This window comes from Limimaricola sp., from assembly GCF_016125575.1.
Taxonomy (GTDB): Bacteria; Pseudomonadota; Alphaproteobacteria; order Rhodobacterales; family Rhodobacteraceae; genus WGLM01.
In genome coordinates this window covers 2,501-19,593 of the sequence record NZ_WGLM01000004.1, presented here as the reverse complement: position 1 = coordinate 19,593, position 17,093 = coordinate 2,501, and the positions used below count along the sequence as shown (strand labels likewise).

Genomic DNA, 17,093 nt, shown 5'->3' with positions numbered 1-17,093 from the left:
CAAGCCACTCCCGAATTCCATGGTCGAATGGCGACAGGATAGGCCCGCGGGGCCGATCTGGCTACATCGTTTCGGACAAAGCGAAAGGGCCGCCTCCTTGCGGAAGCGGCCCTTCTTGTTCGTTCTGACCGGTGGTCTCAGCCTTGGCGGGCTTTGAAACGCGGCTGGGTCTTGTTGATGACGTAAACGCGGCCCTTGCGGCGCACGACGCGGCAATCGCGGTGGCGCAGCTTGAGCGAGCGAAGCGAGTTGCGGACCTTCATGACCGTCTCCTTCTGTCGCGGCGCGCGGGGATTGCGCCGAGGTTGCCATTTGGCCCGCCTTGGGGCCGGTGAATTCATGGTGGGCGGTACTGGGATCGAACCAGTGGCCACTACGATGTCAACGTAGTGCTCTACCGCTGAGCTAACCGCCCATGACCCGCCGCGCTGCCGCCTGCCCCAAAAACAAATGGGACGCGGGGTGAACCGCGCCGGGTGAGCGGTCTATAAAAGGAGTCGTGAGGGGGATCAAGGGCTTTTGGCAAACGCGATTCCCGCGCTATCTTGGCCCCCAAGGAGGAGGCGCACTTGTCCCGTACCAGCTATGATGTGGCCTTGCCGGCCCAGCCCACCACCAGCGTGGTTTTCGCCTCTCCGCACAGTGGCCGGGACTATCCGGCGGCGTTCCTGTCACGCGCAATGCTGGATCGCCACGCGATACGGTCATCCGAAGATGCCTTTGTTGACAGCCTGTTCGCCGCCGCGCCCCGGCATGGTGCTCCGCTGATCACGGCACGGATGCCACGCGCCTACATTGATCTCAACCGCGCCGCCGACGAGCTTGACCCTGCAGTGATCGAAGGGGTGCGCCGCGTTTCCCACAACCCGCGCATCGCCTCGGGGCTGGGGGTGATTCCCCGTGTGGTCGCCAATGGCCGGCAGATCTATAACGGCAAGCTGACGCTGCCCGAGGCCCATCATCGGATCGCCACGTGTTGGCATCCCTACCATGACGCGCTGCGCGGGCTTCTTGATACTGCCACGGCCAGCTTTGGCGAGGCGATCCTCATCGATTGCCATTCGATGCCGCACGAGGCGCTGGAGCATCTCGGTCCTTCGGGTGCGCCGCGGCCAGACGTGGTGCTGGGCGATCGGTTCGGGGCCTCTGCCGCCTCGGACGTGGTGGACCGGATCGAGGCGGCGTTTGCCGCAGCTGGCCTGCGCGTGGCGCGTAACATGCCCTTCGCCGGGGCCTACGTGGCGCAGGCCTATGGCCAGCCCGCGCGTCATCGGCATGTCGTTCAGGTGGAACTGGATCGCGCACTTTACCTCGATGAGGAACGGGTTGTTCCCGGTCCTGACTTCGCCGCGTTCTGCCTGCTGCTGGAAGGCGTGATCGCCGAGATCGCCGACATCGGGCGGCCCGCCGACCTGCGCGTCGCGGCAGAGTAGGCCCCGGCGCCGACTGGACGAAAAAGGGCGCCCCGAGGGGCGCCCTTTGGTGTCTGGTCTGGTCGGTTACTCGACCGGAACAGCACTCAGTTCAGGCTCGTCATGGTGGTGGTGCGCGGCCACCGGCCGCATGAAGAGGTTCACCACGAAGGCAATCACCAGCAGCCCTGCCATCACGTACATCGTCGTGTTGTAGAGGCTGGGCGTCGGGTCCACCGTGCCTGCGGGCGCAACCTCCATCAGCTTGGCGACGGTCACGGTCTTGGCCTTGATCAGCGCATCAAGCTGGTCGAGGGGGGCGCCGAACTTGGCCGCGAAGGCGGCCGGGTCGATCTTGGCGGCAAGGTTGTGCAGTGCCGCGTTCAACGAGAATTCCCGCAGCGAGGTGATGACCAGCGGACCGGCGACCCCGGCGGTGGACCACGCCGTCAGGATGCGGCCGTGGATGCCGCCGACATGCATGGTGCCGAAGACGTCGGCCAGGTAGGCCGGGATCGTCGCAAAGCCGCCGCCATACATCGTGAAGATCACCATCGTCGCGACGTAGAACCCGACGAGGTAGATCATCGACGGGTTCGCGCTGCCCGCGCTGGCGAAGTAGGGGATCGACAGGTAGAGCGCCGTACCAAGGATGAAGAAGGCATGGAATGTGTTCTTGCGCCCGATATAGTCCGAGGTCGACGCCCAGAAGAACCGGCCGCACATGTTGAAGACCGAGATCATCAACACGTAGGTCGAGGCGAAGGCGGCGGTCACGATCAGCGGCATCGTGGTGCCGAAAATCTCGCTCATCATCGTCTTGGCCACGCCGATCACGCCGATGCCGGCGGTGACGTTGAAGCACAGCATGATCCACATCTGCCAGAACTGCGGCGTTTTCAGCGACTGGTTGATGTCAACGTTGTTCTGCGTGATCATTCCGCCGGCGACCGGTTTCGGCGTCCAGCCTGCGGGTTTCCATCCGGCGGCGGGCACGCGATACATGAAGGCCGCGATCATCATCACGATGAAATAGCCAATGCCCAGCGTCACGAACGTGGCCGCGGCGCCGGTATTGCCGGTGCCAACGATGTAAGCCCCCGCATCACCGCCGCCCGGCAGCGCTGCGGCCTGTTTCGCGGTGGCGACGACCACCTCGATCTTGCCGGCCGCGGTTTCGGCGAATTGGCGGCCGTTCTCGGTGACAAGCTTGACCGTGTCGGTAGAGCCCAGAAACTCGGGCGCCTTGGCATAAAGCGACAGCAGCCAGCCCTTCAGCGGTGCCGCAATCATCGCGCCGCCGCCAAAGCCCATGATCGCCATGCCGGTCGCCATGCCGCGGCGGTCCGGGAACCAGCGGATCAGCGTGGACACCGGCGAGACGTAGGCCAGGCCCAGGCCGATGCCGCCGAAGACGCCGTAGCCAAGGTAGAGCAGCCACAGCTGGTGGGTCGAGATGCCGATCGAGCCAACGAGGAAGCCGCCGCCCCAGCAAACCGCAGCCACGACACCAACCATGCGCGGGCCAACATCCTCGAGCCACTTGCCGGCAAAGGCCGCGGCAAGTCCGAGAACGAGAATCGCGACCGAGAAGATCCAGACGACCGAGGACAGCGACCAGTCGTCGGCCGAAGAGGCGACGACGCCAAGCTGCTTGGTCAACGGCGGGTTGAAGACCGACCACGCATAGACCGAGCCGATGCAGAGGTGCATCGCGATAGAGGCTGGCGGAACGAGCCAGCGGTTGTAGCCGGGTTTGGCAATGATGTGGTCCTTGCGCAGAAATGCGAAGGCACCACCGGATGTCGTGTTCGACATGGATTTCACTCTCCCTCAGGGGCGCGGTCACCGGCCCTCCTCGGCCGGTTTCGACACACGCCGCGATTGCTCGCGCCAAGGCGCTTGGCGGACCTTAAGGAAGGGGCCAGATCAGTCAAATATTTTTACCAATGATGCGAAAGATTCTGTCGCGGAAGGGTGATATTCTCGGAATATGGCCGCGCGAACCGGTCTTTCCGGTCAATAATCCAGACCGATCAGCGCAGGGCGCGGCCTTTCACGATGGCGTCCTTGCCGAATTTCTGCCGGATCGCGTCGGTTGCGCGTTCGGCCGCAGCGCGGCGTGTGGCGCCGGGGTCCAGCAGGTCGCCCTCGCGGTCGGCCTCGGTGGCGGGCACCAGATCGCTCAGCCCCACGCCCAGCAGGCGGAACGGCCCGGTCAGCCCGGACTGGTCGTAAAGCGCACGGGCGGTGCGATAGATCGTTTCGGCCAGTTGCGTCGGCTGGTGCAGGCTGAGGCGGCGGGTGAGGATGCGGAAATCGGCACGCCTGAGCTTGAGCGTGACGACCCGGCCCGCCTTGCCGGTGGCCTTGGCACGCCCGCTGACTTGTTCCGCCAGACGCCAGATATGGCCGTCGAGGATGTCGGGGTCGGCGGTGTCGTCGTGAAAGGTCGTCTCGTTCGAGATGCCTTTGACCGGGGTGTGCGCCGAGACGCGGCGCGCATCCTGCCCGCGCGCGAGATGCCACAGCCGCTCACCCATCTGGCCGAAACGCTGGGCCAGCGCGTCCTTGTCCCAGCGCGAGAGGTCGGCGAAGGTGCGGATCCCGGCCGCCTCCAGCGCCTCCTGCGCGGCGGGGCCGATGCCCCAGATCAGCCGCACCGGGCGGGGGGCGAGGAAGGCCACCGTTTCGGCCGCGCCGATCACCGAGAAGCCGCGCGGCTTGTCGAGGTCGGAGGCCAGCTTGGCAAGAAACTTGTTGTGGCTCAGCCCGATCGACCCGCTCAACCCCAGCTCGTCCTGCATCCGCTTGACCAGCCGGGCCAGCATTACCGCCGGGGGCGCTTGGTGCAGCCGCGCGGTGCCTGTCAGGTCAAGGAACGCCTCATCCAGCGACAGGGGTTCGACGACCGGCGTCAACTCGTCCATCAGCGCGCGCACGGCGCGGCTGGCCTCGACATAGGCCTCCATCCGGGGACGGATCACCACCGCCTCGGGGCAAAGTTTCAGGGCCTGGAACATCGGCATGGCCGAGCGGACGCCCTTGATCCGGGCGATATAGCAGGCGGTGGACACCACGCCCCGCCGCCCGCCGCCGATGATGACGGGTTTGTCGCGCAGCGCCGGATTGTCGCGTTTCTCGACGCTGGCATAGAAGGCATCGCAATCCATGTGGGCGATCGAGAGATCGAAAAGCTCGGGGTGCGACGTGACACGCGGCGACCGGCAGGCGGGGCAGCGGGTGCCCGCATCAAAGGTGGTCAGACAATCGCGGCACAGGGCGGGCATGATGCATATAGGATAGCCGTTTCGCCCAGTCCTTTGCCAGAGAGTGTCGCGAACCAGAGGGCCGCCAATGGGCTTTCCTTGATCACGGGCTGCGGGCATAGTGCTGGCGGGCTTGGACCCTTGTGGATTTGGAGAATGAGATGAACGGTTTTCTGGGGGCGCTGGCGGCGCTGATCCTGCTTTCTGTCTACCTTGCCGTGCGGATCGTGCCGCAGAGCCAGAAGCACGTGGTCGAGCGGTTCGGGCGCTTGCGGTCGGTGCTGGGGCCGGGGATCAACTTTGTCGTGCCCTTCGTGGACCGGGTTGCGCACAAGATTTCCATCCTGGAACGCCAGTTGCCCACCGCGACGCAGGACGCGATCACCGCCGACAACGTGCTGGTGAAAGTGGAGACGAGTGTTTTCTACCGCATCACCGAGCCGGAAAAGACGGTCTACCGGATCCGCGACGTGGACGCGGCCATTGCCACCACGGTAGCAGGCATCGTGCGCTCCGAGATCGGCAAGCTGGAGCTGGACCAGGTGCAGTCGAACCGCACGCAGCTGATCAGCCAGATCCGCGAGCATGTGCACGCGATGGTCGATGACTGGGGCATCGAGGTGACGCGGGCCGAGATCCTTGACGTGAACCTCGACGACGCGACGCGCGCCGCAATGTTGCAGCAGCTGAATGCCGAGCGGGCCCGGCGCGCGCAGGTGACCGAGGCCGAGGGCAAGAAGCGGGCGGTGGAGCTGTCGGCCGATGCCGAGCTTTACGCCGCCAAGCAGAAGGCCGAGGCACGGCGCATCTCGGCCGATGCCGAGGCTTATGCCACGCAGGTCGTGGCCGTGGCGATCAAGGAAAACGGCATCGAGGCGGCGCAGTACCAGGTGGCGCTGAAGCAGGTCGAGGCGCTGACGGCGGTGGGGCAGGGCAGCGGCAAACAGACCGTGATCGTGCCCGCACAGGCGCTGGAGGCCTTCGGTGATGCCTTCAAGATGCTGAAGGGGCGTGTCTGATGCTTTGGACGGAATGGTGGATGTGGCTGGTCGCGGCCTGCCTTCTGGGCATTCTGGAACTGCTGGTCCCGGCCTTTGTTTTTCTGGGTTTCGCCATCGGCGCGGCGCTGACCGGGCTGGTACTTTGGGCGGGCGTGCCTCCGGCGGGCTGGATGGCGGGCTCGCTGCCGCATCACCTGCTGGTCTGGGCCGTCGCCTCGCTGGCCGGCTGGCTGGTGCTGCGTGCGGCCTTCGGGCGCAAGCGCGGGCAGGTCAAGATCTGGGACCGCGACATCAACGACAACTAGGCGGGTTCGGTCAGGGCAGCGGGCCGCCGTTGTAAAGCCAGTCTAGCGCGTCGGCGTCGGGGCAGATCTGGCTGCCCACCGCCCGCAGGTGGCGCGAGATCTCGTCTGTCATGCCATCGTCGCGGGCCTTGCCGGCCTCGCCCCGGCGCAGCATCGCGCCCGGGTTCAGCACCGGCACGGGCGTGTCGGGCATCGTCTCGAACCGGTCCTCGTGCTGCTTCATCCACGGGAAGGACGTGTATTCAAGGATCGCGGGCCAGCGATCGTCGCCGGGGCTGACGCCGAGAAAATCGGCAATCTTGCGGATCGTGCCCTCGTGGTCGTCCTTCATGTCCGCGTAGTGGAGGAACAGGACGTTGGGCTGGCCCCGCAGTGGCCACCATGCCGCGAGAAACCCGAAATGCATTGCCTGCATCCCCTGGGGGTCGATCACCTCGGCGTAAAAGCTGGGGAAATCGGGGCGGCACATCGCCATGCGCGGCACCTGCCAGAGGTCGAACCACTCGTCCGAGTGCTTGTTGAGGAAGGGCCAGAAAGAGACGAGCGATTCCTCGGGATTCCGAAAGACGACGATGTATTTCACGCCGGGCCAGCCGTCAGGGGCATGGAACGGAAGGCCGGGCGGCGGTGAATGTGTCTTCATCACGCGGCGTTGTGAGGGCGGAATGGCATTGAGCCTGTCCAGCACTGTGTCATGGGTGTCCGCGGGATGGCTGAGAAACTCGATCCACGGCACCTCTTCGTAGATGCGCTCGAACGCGGCGGTTCCGCCGTTGAGAACCTGATGGACGATGTTCATCGTCCATGTCGTGCCGCTTTTTGGTGGCACCGAAATGACGACATCGCCGTCGCGCCACGCGATTTTCTGCTGGATCTCTGGATCGATCCAAGGGGGCCCCTGTCGAGGACCGTTGTCGTGCTGAATATCTGTCATGACCGCAACCTCCCGTTGGGTCGGCATCCGGCCCGCTGGGGGCCGAATGTTCGCGGATGCTATACTCTGGGCCGGCTGGCGTAAACCGGCGGGCCCTCAGGGCGCCGCGCCGCGCATGCGGGCGCTGATCCGATGCGGCGAAAGAAGGGCGCGGCCTTTTTCCAGCCAGGCGGCGGCGAAGGCCAGCACCGCGGCAACCTCGGCGATCAAGAAGAAACGCACCTTGTCGAGGGCGCCTGTGACCCCGGTCAGCCCTGCCCGTGCGGCGAGCCAGTACAGCCCCAGCCCCGCCATCGCGGCAAGGATTACCACGCCGCAGCGGAAGAAATAGGTGTTGCGCGGGTCCCAGACCGTCGCCGGGTAAACGCCGCCGCGCGTGGCCACGATATTGGCCTGCGTCGACCCGCCACGCGGAAACAGGACAAGGCAGAATACAGCCGTGCCAAGAAAGAAGACCCCGGCGCAGCTGTAATGCACGATGTCGGAATGGTGGGTGAAGCCCGAAATCGGGCAGGGCAGCAACCCGTGGCACTGGTCGCCCCGGACCGGGAACTGGGCCACGCCGATTGCGCCCAGCCCGGTCAGCTTGGCCACCCAGAAATCCGAGATGTGGTCGCGCCAGCGGGGCGATGCGCGTTCCACCGCGGTGGGCCGATAGCCGAGATAGGCGATCAGGAACACGCCGATGGCCCAGAGCACGCCGACCAGCACGTCGCCCATCGCGGTGTGGTAATAGTCGCTGATCGAAGCGGCGAACGCATGCCCGGTCAGCGCCGACCAGCCGAGCAGCGTGACAGGAAGCGCAAGGCCGAGATATCCCAGCGCCTTGCGCACATAGTCGAATTGCTGCGCCTTGCGGGCAAGGTCGTCCGCTTCGTCGGGGTTCATGCGCTGCCCTCCGCCGTTTTGCGGAAAGGATAGCCGCGTGCGGCGCCGCTGCCTAGCGCGGGATCAGACGTTCGGGTGGCGGGCCTGCGGGCTGTCCATCTCGGCCCGTACGGCCAGCGCCGCGGCGCGCGGATCGGGGTGCATCCAGACCGGACGGCCGATGACGATGTGATCGGCGCCGTCGGCAATGGCCTGCGCGGGGGTCGCGGTGCGTTTCTGGTCGTCATGTTCGGCGCCGGTCGGGCGGATGCCGGGGGTGACGATCAGCCGGCCCTCGGCCTGCGGCAGCGCGCGGATCAGCGCCGCCTCCTGCGCCGAGGCGATGACGCCATGCGCGCCCGCCTCGAATGCGCGGCCGGCGCGTTCGGTCACGAGGTCGGCGACGCTGCCGGCCTTCATGCAGCCTGCGTCAAGGTCGCCCCGGTCGAGCGAGGTGAGAATTGTGACGGCAAGGATCTTCAGGTTGGAGCCTTCGGCGCCCGCCCGCGCGGCGCGCACGACATGGGGGTCGCCGTGGACGGTGAGAAAGTCGATGTCATAGCGGGCGAACCCGCGCACCGCGGCCTCGACCGTGGCGCCGATGTCGAACAGTTTCATGTCGAGGAAGATGCGCTTGCCGTGTTCGGCCTTCAGCTCGTTGGCCAGCGCAAGGCCGCCGCCGGTCAGCATGCCCAGCCCGATCTTGTAGAACGACACCGCGTCGCCGATCTTCTCGGCCATCGCGAGGCCGTCGAGCACGTTGGCGACGTCGAGGGCGACGATCAGGCGGTCATCTTGCATCGGGCTTCCTTTCAGGCGTTCGGGCGGTCATGGTCCCGCGCGGCAGACCTGTCAAGGAGGGCGGATGGCGCGGATCGGGCTGGAAGTGGCGGTGGACAGTCCGGCGGGGCTGGCCGCGGCGGTGGCGGGCGGCGCGGACCGGGTGGAACTTTGCGCGGCGCTGGAGCTGGGCGGGCTGACGCCCGCGCCGGGGCTGGTCGCGCAGGCGCGCGATTGTGGCCTGCCCGTCTTTGCGATGATCCGGCCGCGCGCGGGCGATTTCGTCTTTGATGCCGCCGAGGTGGAGGCCGCGCTGGCCGACATCGCCGCGATGCGCGCGGCGGGGCTGGCCGGCGTGGTGATCGGCGCGGCGCGGCCGGATGGCGCGCTGGACGAAGGCGTGCTGGCGCGGATGGTCGCGGCGGCGGGGCCGCTGGCGGTGACGCTGCACCGGGTTTTTGATCTCGTGCCTGAGCAGAGCGCGGCGCTGGAGGTGGCGGTCCGCCTTGGCATCGGGCGTGTGCTGACCTCGGGCGGGGCCACGCGGGCAGTGGACGGTGCGGCGCAGATTGCCGCCTTGGTGGCACAGGCGCGCGGGCGCATCGGCATTCTTCCCGGCGCGGGGATCACGCCGGACAATGTGGCCGCGCTGGTTGCGGCGACCGGGGTGGTTGAGGTTCATGCCTCTTGCGCCGTGTCGTTGCCACAGGATCCGGATGCCGTCGCATTGGGGTTTTGCGGACCCGTCAGGCGGCAAACCGACGCAGAAACGGTTCGCAAGATGCGGGCGGCGCTGGCTGCTTGACACAGGTCAGGGACTTGCAGCGACGCAAGGCGCACACCATCTGAAAGACGAGGCCCGAAGGGGGATGTGCCGCATGGCCGGGCATCCCGAGTATGGGCGCTTTGAAAAGGAGAGACACCATGAACTTGGAGAAGTTCACCGAGCGGTCGCGCGGCTTTTTGCAGGCTGCCCAGACGATCGCGATGCGCGAAAGCCACCAGCGCATCCTTCCCGAACATTTGCTCAAGGCCCTGATGGACGATGACCAGGGCCTGTGCGCCAATCTGATCGGCCGCGCCGGTGGCGATGCCCGCGCCGTGCGCGAGGCCGTCGATCTGAGCCTGTCCAAGCTGCCCAAGGTCACCGGCGATGCCGGGCAGGTCTATATCGACAGCCTGACGGGCAAGGTGCTGGACGAGGCCGAGAAGGTTGCGACCAAGGCGGGCGACAGTTTCGTCCCGGTCGAGCGCATCCTGATGGCGCTGACGATGATCAAGTCGAAGGCCAAGGATGCACTGGATGCCGGACAAGTCAGCGCGCAGGCGTTGAACACCGCGATCAATGACATCCGCAAGGGGCGCACGGCGGACTCGGCCTCTGCCGAGGAAGGCTATGACGCGCTGAAAAAGTATGCGCGTGACCTGACCGAGGCCGCCGAGCAGGGCAAGATCGACCCGATTATCGGCCGTGACGAGGAAATCCGCCGCGCGATGCAGGTTCTCAGCCGCCGGACCAAGAACAACCCGGTCCTGATCGGCGAGCCGGGTGTCGGCAAGACCGCCATCGCCGAGGGGCTGGCGATCCGCATCGTTGAAGGTGACGTACCGGAATCGTTGCGCAACAAGCGGCTGATGGCGCTGGATATGGGTGCTCTGATTGCCGGCGCGAAATACCGGGGCGAATTCGAGGAGCGGCTGAAGGCCGTTCTGAAAGAGATCGAGGCCGCGGCGGGCGAGATCATCCTGTTCATCGACGAGATGCACACGCTGGTGGGTGCCGGCAAGTCCGACGGCGCGATGGATGCGGCCAACCTGATCAAACCTGCCTTGGCGCGGGGCGAATTGCACTGTGTGGGTGCCACGACGCTGGATGAATACCGCAAGTATGTCGAGAAGGACGCGGCGCTGGCCCGGCGGTTCCAGCCGATCATGGTGGAGGAGCCGACGGTTGAAGATACCATCAGCATCCTGCGCGGCATCAAGGACAAGTACGAGATGCACCACGGCGTGCGGATCTCTGACAGCGCGCTTGTCGCCGCGGCGACGCTGAGCCACCGCTACATCACCGACCGTTTCCTGCCCGACAAGGCGATTGACCTTGTCGATGAGGCCGCGAGCCGGTTGCGGATGGAAGTGGACAGCAAGCCAGAAGAGCTGGACGCGATGGACCGGCAGATCCTGCAGATGCAGATCGAGGCCGAGGCGCTGAAGAAGGAAGACGATTCCGCGTCCAAGGACCGGCTGGCCAAGATCGAGAAGGAACTGGGCGACCTGCAGGAAAAGGCCGACGTGATGACGGCCAAGTGGCAGGCCGAGCGGGACCGGATGGAAGGCGCACGCGCGCTCAAGGAAAAGCTGGACCGCGCGCGGGCCGATCTGGAGATCGCCAAGCGCGAAGGCAACCTCGCCAAGGCTGGCGAGCTGTCCTACGGCGTCATTCCGCAGTTGGAGCGTGATCTGGCCGCAGCCGAGGCGCAGGAAGACGCGCTGATGGTCGAAGAGGCCGTGCGGCCCGAACAGATCGCCGAGGTGGTGGAACGCTGGACCGGCATCCCGACCTCGAAGATGCTGGAGGGCGAGCGCGACAAGCTGCTGAAGATGGAAGACGAGCTGGGTAAGCGCGTGGTCGGCCAGCGCGCAGCCGTGACGGCCGTGTCGAATGCTGTGCGGCGTGCGCGTGCGGGGCTGAATGACGAGAACCGCCCGCTGGGCAGTTTCCTGTTCCTCGGCCCCACCGGTGTCGGCAAGACCGAGCTGACCAAAGCCGTGGCCAACTACCTGTTCGACGACGATCAGGCGATGGTGCGCATCGACATGAGCGAGTTCATGGAGAAGCACTCGGTCGCCCGGCTGATCGGCGCGCCTCCGGGCTATGTCGGCTATGACGAGGGCGGCGTGCTGACCGAGGCGGTGCGGCGCCGGCCCTACCAGGTGGTGTTGTTCGACGAGGTGGAAAAGGCGCACCCGGATGTCTTCAACGTGCTGTTGCAGGTGCTTGATGACGGGGTGCTGACCGACGGGCAGGGCCGCACGGTGGACTTCAAGCAGACGCTGATCGTGCTGACCTCGAACCTTGGCGCGCAGGCGTTGAGCCAGTTGCCGGACGGGGCCGATGCCGCAGACGCCAAACGCGACGTGATGGATGCGGTGCGGGCGCATTTCCGGCCCGAGTTCATCAACCGGCTGGACGAGATCGTGATCTTCGACCGGCTGGCGCGGTCCGACATGGCGGCGATAGTGCAGATTCAGTTGCGGCGGCTGGAACAGCGGCTGGCCGGGCGGAATATCACGATCGACCTTGATGCCGACGCGCTGCACTGGCTGGCCGAAGAGGGCTATGACCCGGTCTTCGGGGCGCGGCCGCTGAAGCGGGTGATCCAGCACGCGCTGCAGGACCAGCTGGCCGAGCTGATCCTCTCGGGCGCCGTCCACGACGGCGAGACGGTGAAGGTCACGACCGGGCCTGCCGGCCTGATCGTGGGTGGGCTGGTTGCAGGCTCGCGCCGCGACCGCCCGCATGAGGCCCGTGTGCACTGACGCCCGCCAAAGTGGCTGAAACACTGGAAGGCCCCGCCGCGAGGTGGGGCCTTTTTCCTTGGCGTTGACCTTTCACTCCAATTTATATAACGTGTTATATAATATCTGATGGAGATGGCTATGATCGACGATTTCGTGCGCAGGAAGGGGTATTTGACGCTGGGTACGCGGCTGCGGCGGATCGGAGAGAGATTGCAGGCCGAGACCAGGTCGGTCATGGCCGATCATGGCGTGCCGCTTCAGGGCAACCATTACCCCGTCATCGCGGCGCTGGACGAACATGGCCCGATGACCATAGGCGCGCTGGCCGAGGTGTTGGGCGTCAGCCAGCCGGGCGTGACGCGACTGGTGGGGCAGTTGGCCAAGCTGGGCATGGTCCGCAGCCGGACGGGCAAGGACGACGCGCGGCAGAAGATCGTTGCACTGACCCCGGCCGGGCAGGCCCGTGTCGACGAGGGCCGCGCCGAGGTCTGGCCGCTGATCCAGGCCTGCGTGGCCGAAATGCTGGACGGGCAGCGTGGCCCGCTGCTGATGCAACTTGACCATCTGGAGGACGAGATCGCGCGGCGGCCATTTCTGGCGCGCGCAAGGGCGATGACGGGGAGGGTGGCCGATGACGATGGAAGAGACGGAACTTGATCGGCCGAACTGGGCCACGCTGACCAGTCGGCACGCCGCGATCGCACAGGGGGACCATCTGGCGAGGCGGTTTCCGGCCGAGATCAGCATGCTGGCCGGCATTCCCCGGATCGATGGAGACAGTATGGCCGCGCTGGCTGAGATGGTCGCGGTGACGGGCCCTGTTGGCGTGGCGCAAGTCGGCCATGTGCCCTGCCCGGACGGGACGCACGACATTCATGCCTTCGACGTGAACCAGATGATCCTGCGGGTGACCGGCATTGGCCTGGCGGATGACAGGCTGGTGCGGCTGGGGGCGCACAATGCCGCCGCCATGCTGGCGCTTGCCACGATGACCAAGCCTGGCCCCTTTGCCCTGCGCACGCATGAACTGGGCGAGTACTGGGGCCTTTTCGAGAATGGCGAACTGATTGCGATGGCGGGTGAGCGGATGAAGTTGCCCGGCTATACCGAGATCAGCGGCGTCTGCACGCGGCCCGACCAGTGCGGCAAGGGCCTTGCGCGGCGGCTGTGCCGCCACCTGGTCGCGCGGATACAAGCGCGCGGCGAAACGCCGTTCCTGCATGTCGAGACGACCAAGCCCGAGGTCGAGGCCTTTTATGCCCGGCTGGGCTTCGAGACGCGCCAGATGCTGAACGTTCATGTCTTTGCGCCGGAATCGCCGGCGCAACCGCATTGACCCCGCCCCGGCTTCGCCCCCACTCTGCCGAGTGAAACCGAAGGACAAGGCGATGACGCGACGGATCGAACGGCTGCTGGCCGAATATGGCGAAAGCCACCAGAACCCCACCAACAAGGCAGTGCACTGGGTCTGCGTGCCGCTGATCGTGTGGAGCGTGCTGGCGCTGGTGGCCAGCATCCCCGGTCCGGGTGCGGGGCAGGGCGTGCGGTGGATCACGCTGCTGCTGATCCTTGCGATGTTCTATTACATCTGGATATCGCCCACGCTGGCGGTGGGGATTGCGGTCTTCGCGGGGCTCTGCCTGTGGGTAATCTCGCTTGTGCAGGGCGCGGGCCTGCCATTGTGGCAGGTTGCGGCGGCGGTCTTCGTGCTGGCGTGGATCGGGCAGTTCTGGGGACACAAGGTAGAGGGGCGCAAGCCTTCGTTCCTGAAGGACCTGCAGTTCCTGCTGATCGGCCCGGCCTGGCTGCTGAGTTTCCTTTACAAGCGCGCGGGAATCCCGGTCTGAGGGCCGCGGTGCGGCGGATCGGACCCGCCCCCTAGCGCAGCTGCCCGCGCGCGGCCATCGCCCTTGCGTACAGCCACAGCGCCAGGGTGACGACGAAGATCGCCGCCGAGAACACGATGGCGCCGCTGCCGGAGGCCTCGGACATCGAGATTTCTGCAAGGCCGAAGGTATAGACCGAGGTGACCACGATGCCGAGCAGCGCGGCCAGGAAGGCCGACGCCGCGAACCGGCTGCGCAACAACAACAACACCGACCCCAGCACGGCGGCCCAGACGCCCAGGGCCCAGAAGGCGACTACCCAGGCCGGGTAGCTGAAGAAATACGCCAATTGCTCGGGGGTGAATTGCGCCAGATACCACGCGGAGCGAGCCTGCGTCATCGTGTAGTCGAAGGCGCCCACCGCGTTCCACAACAGCGACACGATGCCAACCAGCCACAGATGCCATGGTGTCTTCATCTCTTATCGCCCCGATTGCTTGGACCGCCGCAAGACGCAGATTGCGCCTCATGCTGCGGGCGTTCGGGGTTCCGATCAAGCCCTTTTGCGCCCGGCCCCAGGGCGCCGCGTCGAGCCCGCGATCCGGCGGTCGTTGGCGGAAGGGATGCGGCGCCCTCGGTAACCGCGCTGTAGCGGGGCGAAACGAAAAAGGGCGGGGGACCCCCCCCGCCCTTCGATCGCGTCCCGCCTTGCCGCTTACATCGGCGGCAGCAACACCTTGTCGATGACGTGGATCACACCGTTCGACGCCATGATGTCGGCGGTCGTCACGGTGGCGTTGTTGACCTTGACGCCATCGGTCCCGTTGACGTGCATGTTCTGCCCCTCGACGGTCTTGATGGTGCCGGTCTTGCCCGCCAGCGCCGCGGCCGGGTAGGTGCCCGCGGCGACGTGGTAGGTCAGCACCTTGACCAACTGGTCCTTGTTCTCGGGCTTGAGCAGGTTTTCGACCGTGCCGGGCGGCAGGGCGGCAAAAGCCTCGTTCGTGGGGGCGAAGACGGTGAACGGGCCGGGGCCCTTCAGCGTGTCGACGAGGCCGGCCGCCTTCACGGCGGTCACGAGGGTCGAGAAATCGGGATTGCCGGCGGCGATGTCGACGATGTCCTGCTGTTGTTGCATCATCGGCGCACAGGCGGTGACGGTGGCCACAGCGGCCCCGGCCACGAAAAGCTTTAGCGTGGTGCGACGGTTCATGTCGTCCTCCCTTCGCATTGTCTGGATTTCGGAAATGGCGGGACAGGGCCGCGCGGACCCTGCCCCTTCTTGCAGATGGGCCGATTACATCGGCGGCATCAGAACCTTGTCGATCACGTGGATCACGCCGTTCGAAGCTTCGATATCGGCTGTGGTCACGTTGGCATCGTTCACCATGACAGACGGCATGGTCTTGATGGTGATGTCCTTGCCCTCGACGGTGGTGGCGGTCATGCCATCCTTGAGGTCTGTCGACATCACCTTGCCGGCGACGACGTGGTAGGTGAGGATCGCGATCAGCTTGTCCTTGTTCTCGGGCTTGAGCAGATCATCGACGGTTCCCGCGGGCAGCGCCGCGAAAGCCTCGTTGGTGGGGGCGAAGACGGTGAAGGGCCCCGCACCTTTCAGAGTATCGACCAGCCCGGCCGCCTTGACGGCTGCGACGAGGGTCGAGAAGTCCGGGTTGGAAGCGGCGGTATCAACAATGTCCATGTCGGCGGCATGAGCCATTCCGCCGAAGGTCGTCACGATGGCGGCGGTCGCGGCCAGGAAGGTTCTGCGCAGCATGTTTTAAGTCTCCCAGTTAACTACAAGATGCTCCAATCGGCATCGAGGAGGAATACTGCTGCGAAGCCTTGCCGGATCAGCTCAAATCGCGGTCAAATTGATGCCAGCGGCCCTTGATCGAAAGACGTAGATCGCTAAGCCGCGCCTTTTTGCGCCGTCCACTGACTTTGCCGTGATGAGTTGTGACCGGCTGTGAGTGATCGGGGCGGGGGATCATTACAATTTCAGACAGCATCGTGAGGCCGTGAAACCTCTTTCTGCACTATAACGTATCTTGATTACGGATATCGATGAAAGAGGGCCCCATGACCAGACGCTGGAAATCTGACCTGACCGAAGCCGACGTGACGCCCGAGGCCGCGTGGCTGAACCGCCGCGCGCTGATTGCGGGTAGCGTGACCCTTGGCGCACTGGCCGCAGCCGGTGGCGCGCGGGCCGATACGCTGACGCCAAACACGCTGGACGAGATCACGCACTACAACAACTTCTACGAATTCGGCACCGGCAAGACCGATCCGGCCAACAACGCCGGCGGGCTGAAGACCTCGCCCTGGGCGATCAAGGTTGACGGGATGGTGGACAAGCCCGGCACCTATACGATCGACGAGTTGCTGGCGGGCTTTACGCCGGAACAGCGGATCTACCGTTTCCGCTGCGTCGAAGCATGGGCGATGGTGATCCCGTGGAACGGCGTGCCACTGGCCAGCGTGCTGGACAAGCTGGGCGTGCAGTCTGGCGCGAAATATGTCGCCATGGAATCTGTGGTGCAGCCCGACGTGATGGTCGGTGTGCGGCAGGGGGTTATCCCGTTCCCGTATGTCGAGGGCCTGCGACTGGACGAGGCGATGCATCCGCTGACGCTTCTGGCCACCGGCCTTTACGGCAAACCGATGCCCAACCAGAACGGCGCGCCGATCCGGCTGGTGGTGCCGTGGAAGTATGGCTTCAAGTCGATCAAGTCGATCGTGCGGATCAGCCTTGTTGCCGATCAGCCGCCAACGACATGGAACAAGATCGCGCCGCAGGAATACGGGTTCTACAGCAACGTGAATCCGAACGTAGATCATCCGCGCTGGAGCCAGGCGACCGAACGTCTGATCGGTGGCGGCCTGTTCTCAAAACGGCAGCCAACGCAGATGTTCAACGGCTATGATGAGGTCGCCTCGCTGTACGACGGTATGGATCTGAGGGTGAACTACTGATGGATGTGGCGGGCTACATCAATCGTGCCGCCCGGAGGGTGCCGCCCTGGACGCTATATATAGCAGGCTTCGGCTGGGCGGCTTGGCTATTCTGGCAGGCCGCAACCGGGGCGATCGGCGTCGAGCCCGTCAACATCCTTGAACGGGCCTATGGGCTGCTGTCGCTAAAGCTTTTGGTGGCGGGGCTGTGCATCA

The 17,093-nt window shown here is 65.5% G+C and carries 19 protein-coding genes and 1 tRNA gene (1 of these 20 cut by a window edge); 10 read left to right on the top strand and 10 right to left on the bottom strand.

Translation table 11 applies throughout. The features are described 5' to 3' along the window. Positions 1–137: 137 nt before the first annotated feature. Together ykgO and GC146_RS06990 are read right to left on the bottom strand one after the other, a co-directional pair. Positions 138–263: a type B 50S ribosomal protein L36 gene (gene ykgO / locus GC146_RS06995; protein ID WP_291836369.1), complete on the bottom strand. Its 126-nt coding sequence runs from the start codon at positions 261–263 to the stop codon at positions 138–140. 77 nt (positions 264–340) lie between these two features. Next, a tRNA-Val gene (locus GC146_RS06990) sits at positions 341–415 on the bottom strand. Positions 416–569: 154 nt separating this feature from the next. Between GC146_RS06990 and GC146_RS06985 the strand changes: the two genes are divergently transcribed. Beyond that, the gene (locus tag GC146_RS06985; protein WP_291836366.1) at positions 570–1,433 is read left to right on the top strand and encodes an N-formylglutamate amidohydrolase; all 864 of its coding nucleotides are present in this window, start codon (positions 570–572) and stop codon (positions 1,431–1,433) included. Between the two features lie 66 nt (positions 1,434–1,499). Here the strand turns inward: GC146_RS06985 and GC146_RS06980 are convergent, their stop codons facing one another. Continuing rightward, positions 1,500–3,230 (bottom strand): OFA family MFS transporter, encoded by a 1,731-nt coding sequence (locus GC146_RS06980; protein WP_291836363.1) that lies wholly within the window; start codon positions 3,228–3,230, stop codon positions 1,500–1,502. Positions 3,231–3,448: 218 nt separating this feature from the next. Then, positions 3,449–4,702, bottom strand: coding sequence for a DNA polymerase IV (locus tag GC146_RS06975; protein ID WP_291836361.1), 1,254 nt, complete (start codon positions 4,700–4,702; stop codon positions 3,449–3,451). A gap of 140 nt (positions 4,703–4,842) precedes the next feature. Here GC146_RS06975 and GC146_RS06970 point away from each other — a divergent pair, with 140 nt between their 5' ends. Continuing rightward, positions 4,843–5,700, top strand: a complete 858-nt coding sequence (locus GC146_RS06970) for an SPFH domain-containing protein (RefSeq protein ID WP_291836358.1) — start codon at positions 4,843–4,845, stop codon at positions 5,698–5,700. Continuing rightward, complete coding sequence (locus GC146_RS06965) at positions 5,700–5,987, top strand: hypothetical protein (protein WP_291836356.1); 288 nt, start codon at positions 5,700–5,702, stop codon at positions 5,985–5,987. The genes GC146_RS06970 and GC146_RS06965 overlap by 1 nt, the downstream gene beginning before the upstream one ends. Positions 5,988–5,997: 10 nt before the next feature. Here the strand turns inward: GC146_RS06965 and GC146_RS06960 are convergent, their stop codons facing one another. The 3 genes from GC146_RS06960 to pyrF all read right to left on the bottom strand — a co-directional run bounded on the left by GC146_RS06960 (position 5,998) and on the right by pyrF (position 8,589). Then, positions 5,998–6,921: a sulfotransferase domain-containing protein gene (locus GC146_RS06960; RefSeq protein ID WP_291836353.1), complete on the bottom strand. Its 924-nt coding sequence runs from the start codon at positions 6,919–6,921 to the stop codon at positions 5,998–6,000. A gap of 96 nt (positions 6,922–7,017) precedes the next feature. Next, the gene (locus GC146_RS06955) at positions 7,018–7,809 is read right to left on the bottom strand and encodes a hypothetical protein (RefSeq protein WP_291836350.1); all 792 of its coding nucleotides are present in this window, start codon (positions 7,807–7,809) and stop codon (positions 7,018–7,020) included. A gap of 63 nt (positions 7,810–7,872) precedes the next feature. Continuing rightward, positions 7,873–8,589: an orotidine-5'-phosphate decarboxylase gene (gene pyrF / locus GC146_RS06950; protein WP_291836348.1), complete on the bottom strand. Its 717-nt coding sequence runs from the start codon at positions 8,587–8,589 to the stop codon at positions 7,873–7,875. A 64-nt stretch (positions 8,590–8,653) separates the two neighbouring features. Between pyrF and GC146_RS06945 the strand changes: the two genes are divergently transcribed. From GC146_RS06945 to GC146_RS06925, 5 genes are all read left to right on the top strand, one after another. Next, entirely contained in the window at positions 8,654–9,373 is a 720-nt protein-coding gene (locus GC146_RS06945) for a copper homeostasis protein CutC (protein WP_291836345.1), read from the top strand. A 119-nt stretch (positions 9,374–9,492) separates the two neighbouring features. Continuing rightward, entirely contained in the window at positions 9,493–12,108 is a 2,616-nt protein-coding gene (gene clpB, locus GC146_RS06940; protein ID WP_291836342.1) for an ATP-dependent chaperone ClpB, read from the top strand. A 120-nt stretch (positions 12,109–12,228) separates the two neighbouring features. Then, positions 12,229–12,747 carry a MarR family transcriptional regulator gene (locus tag GC146_RS06935; RefSeq protein WP_291836339.1) on the top strand — a complete coding sequence of 173 codons (519 nt, stop codon included), beginning with the start codon at positions 12,229–12,231 and terminating at the stop codon, positions 12,745–12,747. Further along, positions 12,722–13,426, top strand: coding sequence for a GNAT family N-acetyltransferase (locus GC146_RS06930; protein WP_291836336.1), 705 nt, complete (start codon positions 12,722–12,724; stop codon positions 13,424–13,426). Before GC146_RS06935 ends, GC146_RS06930 begins: the two co-directional genes overlap by 26 nt. Positions 13,427–13,457: 31 nt before the next feature. Continuing rightward, positions 13,458–13,937, top strand: coding sequence for an Mpo1-like protein (locus GC146_RS06925; protein ID WP_291836333.1), 480 nt, complete (start codon positions 13,458–13,460; stop codon positions 13,935–13,937). A 31-nt stretch (positions 13,938–13,968) separates the two neighbouring features. Here GC146_RS06925 and GC146_RS06920 read toward each other — a convergent pair whose 3' ends face one another. The 3 genes from GC146_RS06920 to GC146_RS06910 form a co-directional block, all read right to left on the bottom strand. Next, complete coding sequence (locus GC146_RS06920) at positions 13,969–14,394, bottom strand: hypothetical protein (protein ID WP_291836330.1); 426 nt, start codon at positions 14,392–14,394, stop codon at positions 13,969–13,971. A gap of 237 nt (positions 14,395–14,631) precedes the next feature. Then, positions 14,632–15,129 carry a fasciclin domain-containing protein gene (locus GC146_RS06915; protein WP_291836326.1) on the bottom strand — a complete coding sequence of 166 codons (498 nt, stop codon included), beginning with the start codon at positions 15,127–15,129 and terminating at the stop codon, positions 14,632–14,634. A gap of 84 nt (positions 15,130–15,213) precedes the next feature. Continuing rightward, positions 15,214–15,696: a fasciclin domain-containing protein gene (locus tag GC146_RS06910; RefSeq protein ID WP_291836323.1), complete on the bottom strand. Its 483-nt coding sequence runs from the start codon at positions 15,694–15,696 to the stop codon at positions 15,214–15,216. 305 nt (positions 15,697–16,001) lie between these two features. On the opposite strand from GC146_RS06910, the gene msrP reads away from it, so the two are divergent. Then, positions 16,002–16,898 (top strand): protein-methionine-sulfoxide reductase catalytic subunit MsrP, encoded by an 897-nt coding sequence (gene msrP, locus GC146_RS06905; protein WP_291836319.1) that lies wholly within the window; start codon positions 16,002–16,004, stop codon positions 16,896–16,898. After that, positions 16,898–17,093, top strand: the beginning of a protein-coding gene (gene msrQ, locus GC146_RS06900; protein ID WP_291836317.1) for a protein-methionine-sulfoxide reductase heme-binding subunit MsrQ. It continues 422 nt past the right edge of the window; 196 of the gene's 618 nt are visible here — the first part of the coding sequence; its start codon is at positions 16,898–16,900; the stop codon falls past the right edge of the window. The genes msrP and msrQ overlap by 1 nt, the downstream gene beginning before the upstream one ends.

What these genes read in the sequence shown, in the direction of transcription:
- ykgO (WP_291836369.1), bottom strand. Translation starts at nt 263, where the DNA reads ATGAAGGTCCGCAACTCGCTTCGCTCGCTCAAGCTGCGCCACCGCGAT.
- GC146_RS06980 (WP_291836363.1), bottom strand. Translation starts at nt 3,230, where the DNA reads ATGTCGAACACGACATCCGGTGGTGCCTTCGCATTTCTGCGCAAGGAC.
- GC146_RS06975 (WP_291836361.1), bottom strand. Translation starts at nt 4,702, where the DNA reads ATGCCCGCCCTGTGCCGCGATTGTCTGACCACCTTTGATGCGGGCACC.
- GC146_RS06970 (WP_291836358.1), top strand. Translation starts at nt 4,843, where the DNA reads ATGAACGGTTTTCTGGGGGCGCTGGCGGCGCTGATCCTGCTTTCTGTC.
- GC146_RS06965 (WP_291836356.1), top strand. Translation starts at nt 5,700, where the DNA reads ATGCTTTGGACGGAATGGTGGATGTGGCTGGTCGCGGCCTGCCTTCTG.
- GC146_RS06960 (WP_291836353.1), bottom strand. Translation starts at nt 6,921, where the DNA reads ATGACAGATATTCAGCACGACAACGGTCCTCGACAGGGGCCCCCTTGG.
- GC146_RS06955 (WP_291836350.1), bottom strand. Translation starts at nt 7,809, where the DNA reads ATGAACCCCGACGAAGCGGACGACCTTGCCCGCAAGGCGCAGCAATTC.
- pyrF (WP_291836348.1), bottom strand. Translation starts at nt 8,589, where the DNA reads ATGCAAGATGACCGCCTGATCGTCGCCCTCGACGTCGCCAACGTGCTC.
- GC146_RS06945 (WP_291836345.1), top strand. Translation starts at nt 8,654, where the DNA reads ATGGCGCGGATCGGGCTGGAAGTGGCGGTGGACAGTCCGGCGGGGCTG.
- clpB (WP_291836342.1), top strand. Translation starts at nt 9,493, where the DNA reads ATGAACTTGGAGAAGTTCACCGAGCGGTCGCGCGGCTTTTTGCAGGCT.
- GC146_RS06935 (WP_291836339.1), top strand. Translation starts at nt 12,229, where the DNA reads ATGATCGACGATTTCGTGCGCAGGAAGGGGTATTTGACGCTGGGTACG.
- GC146_RS06930 (WP_291836336.1), top strand. Translation starts at nt 12,722, where the DNA reads ATGACGATGGAAGAGACGGAACTTGATCGGCCGAACTGGGCCACGCTG.
- GC146_RS06920 (WP_291836330.1), bottom strand. Translation starts at nt 14,394, where the DNA reads ATGAAGACACCATGGCATCTGTGGCTGGTTGGCATCGTGTCGCTGTTG.
- GC146_RS06915 (WP_291836326.1), bottom strand. Translation starts at nt 15,129, where the DNA reads ATGAACCGTCGCACCACGCTAAAGCTTTTCGTGGCCGGGGCCGCTGTG.
- GC146_RS06910 (WP_291836323.1), bottom strand. Translation starts at nt 15,696, where the DNA reads ATGCTGCGCAGAACCTTCCTGGCCGCGACCGCCGCCATCGTGACGACC.
- msrP (WP_291836319.1), top strand. Translation starts at nt 16,002, where the DNA reads ATGACCAGACGCTGGAAATCTGACCTGACCGAAGCCGACGTGACGCCC.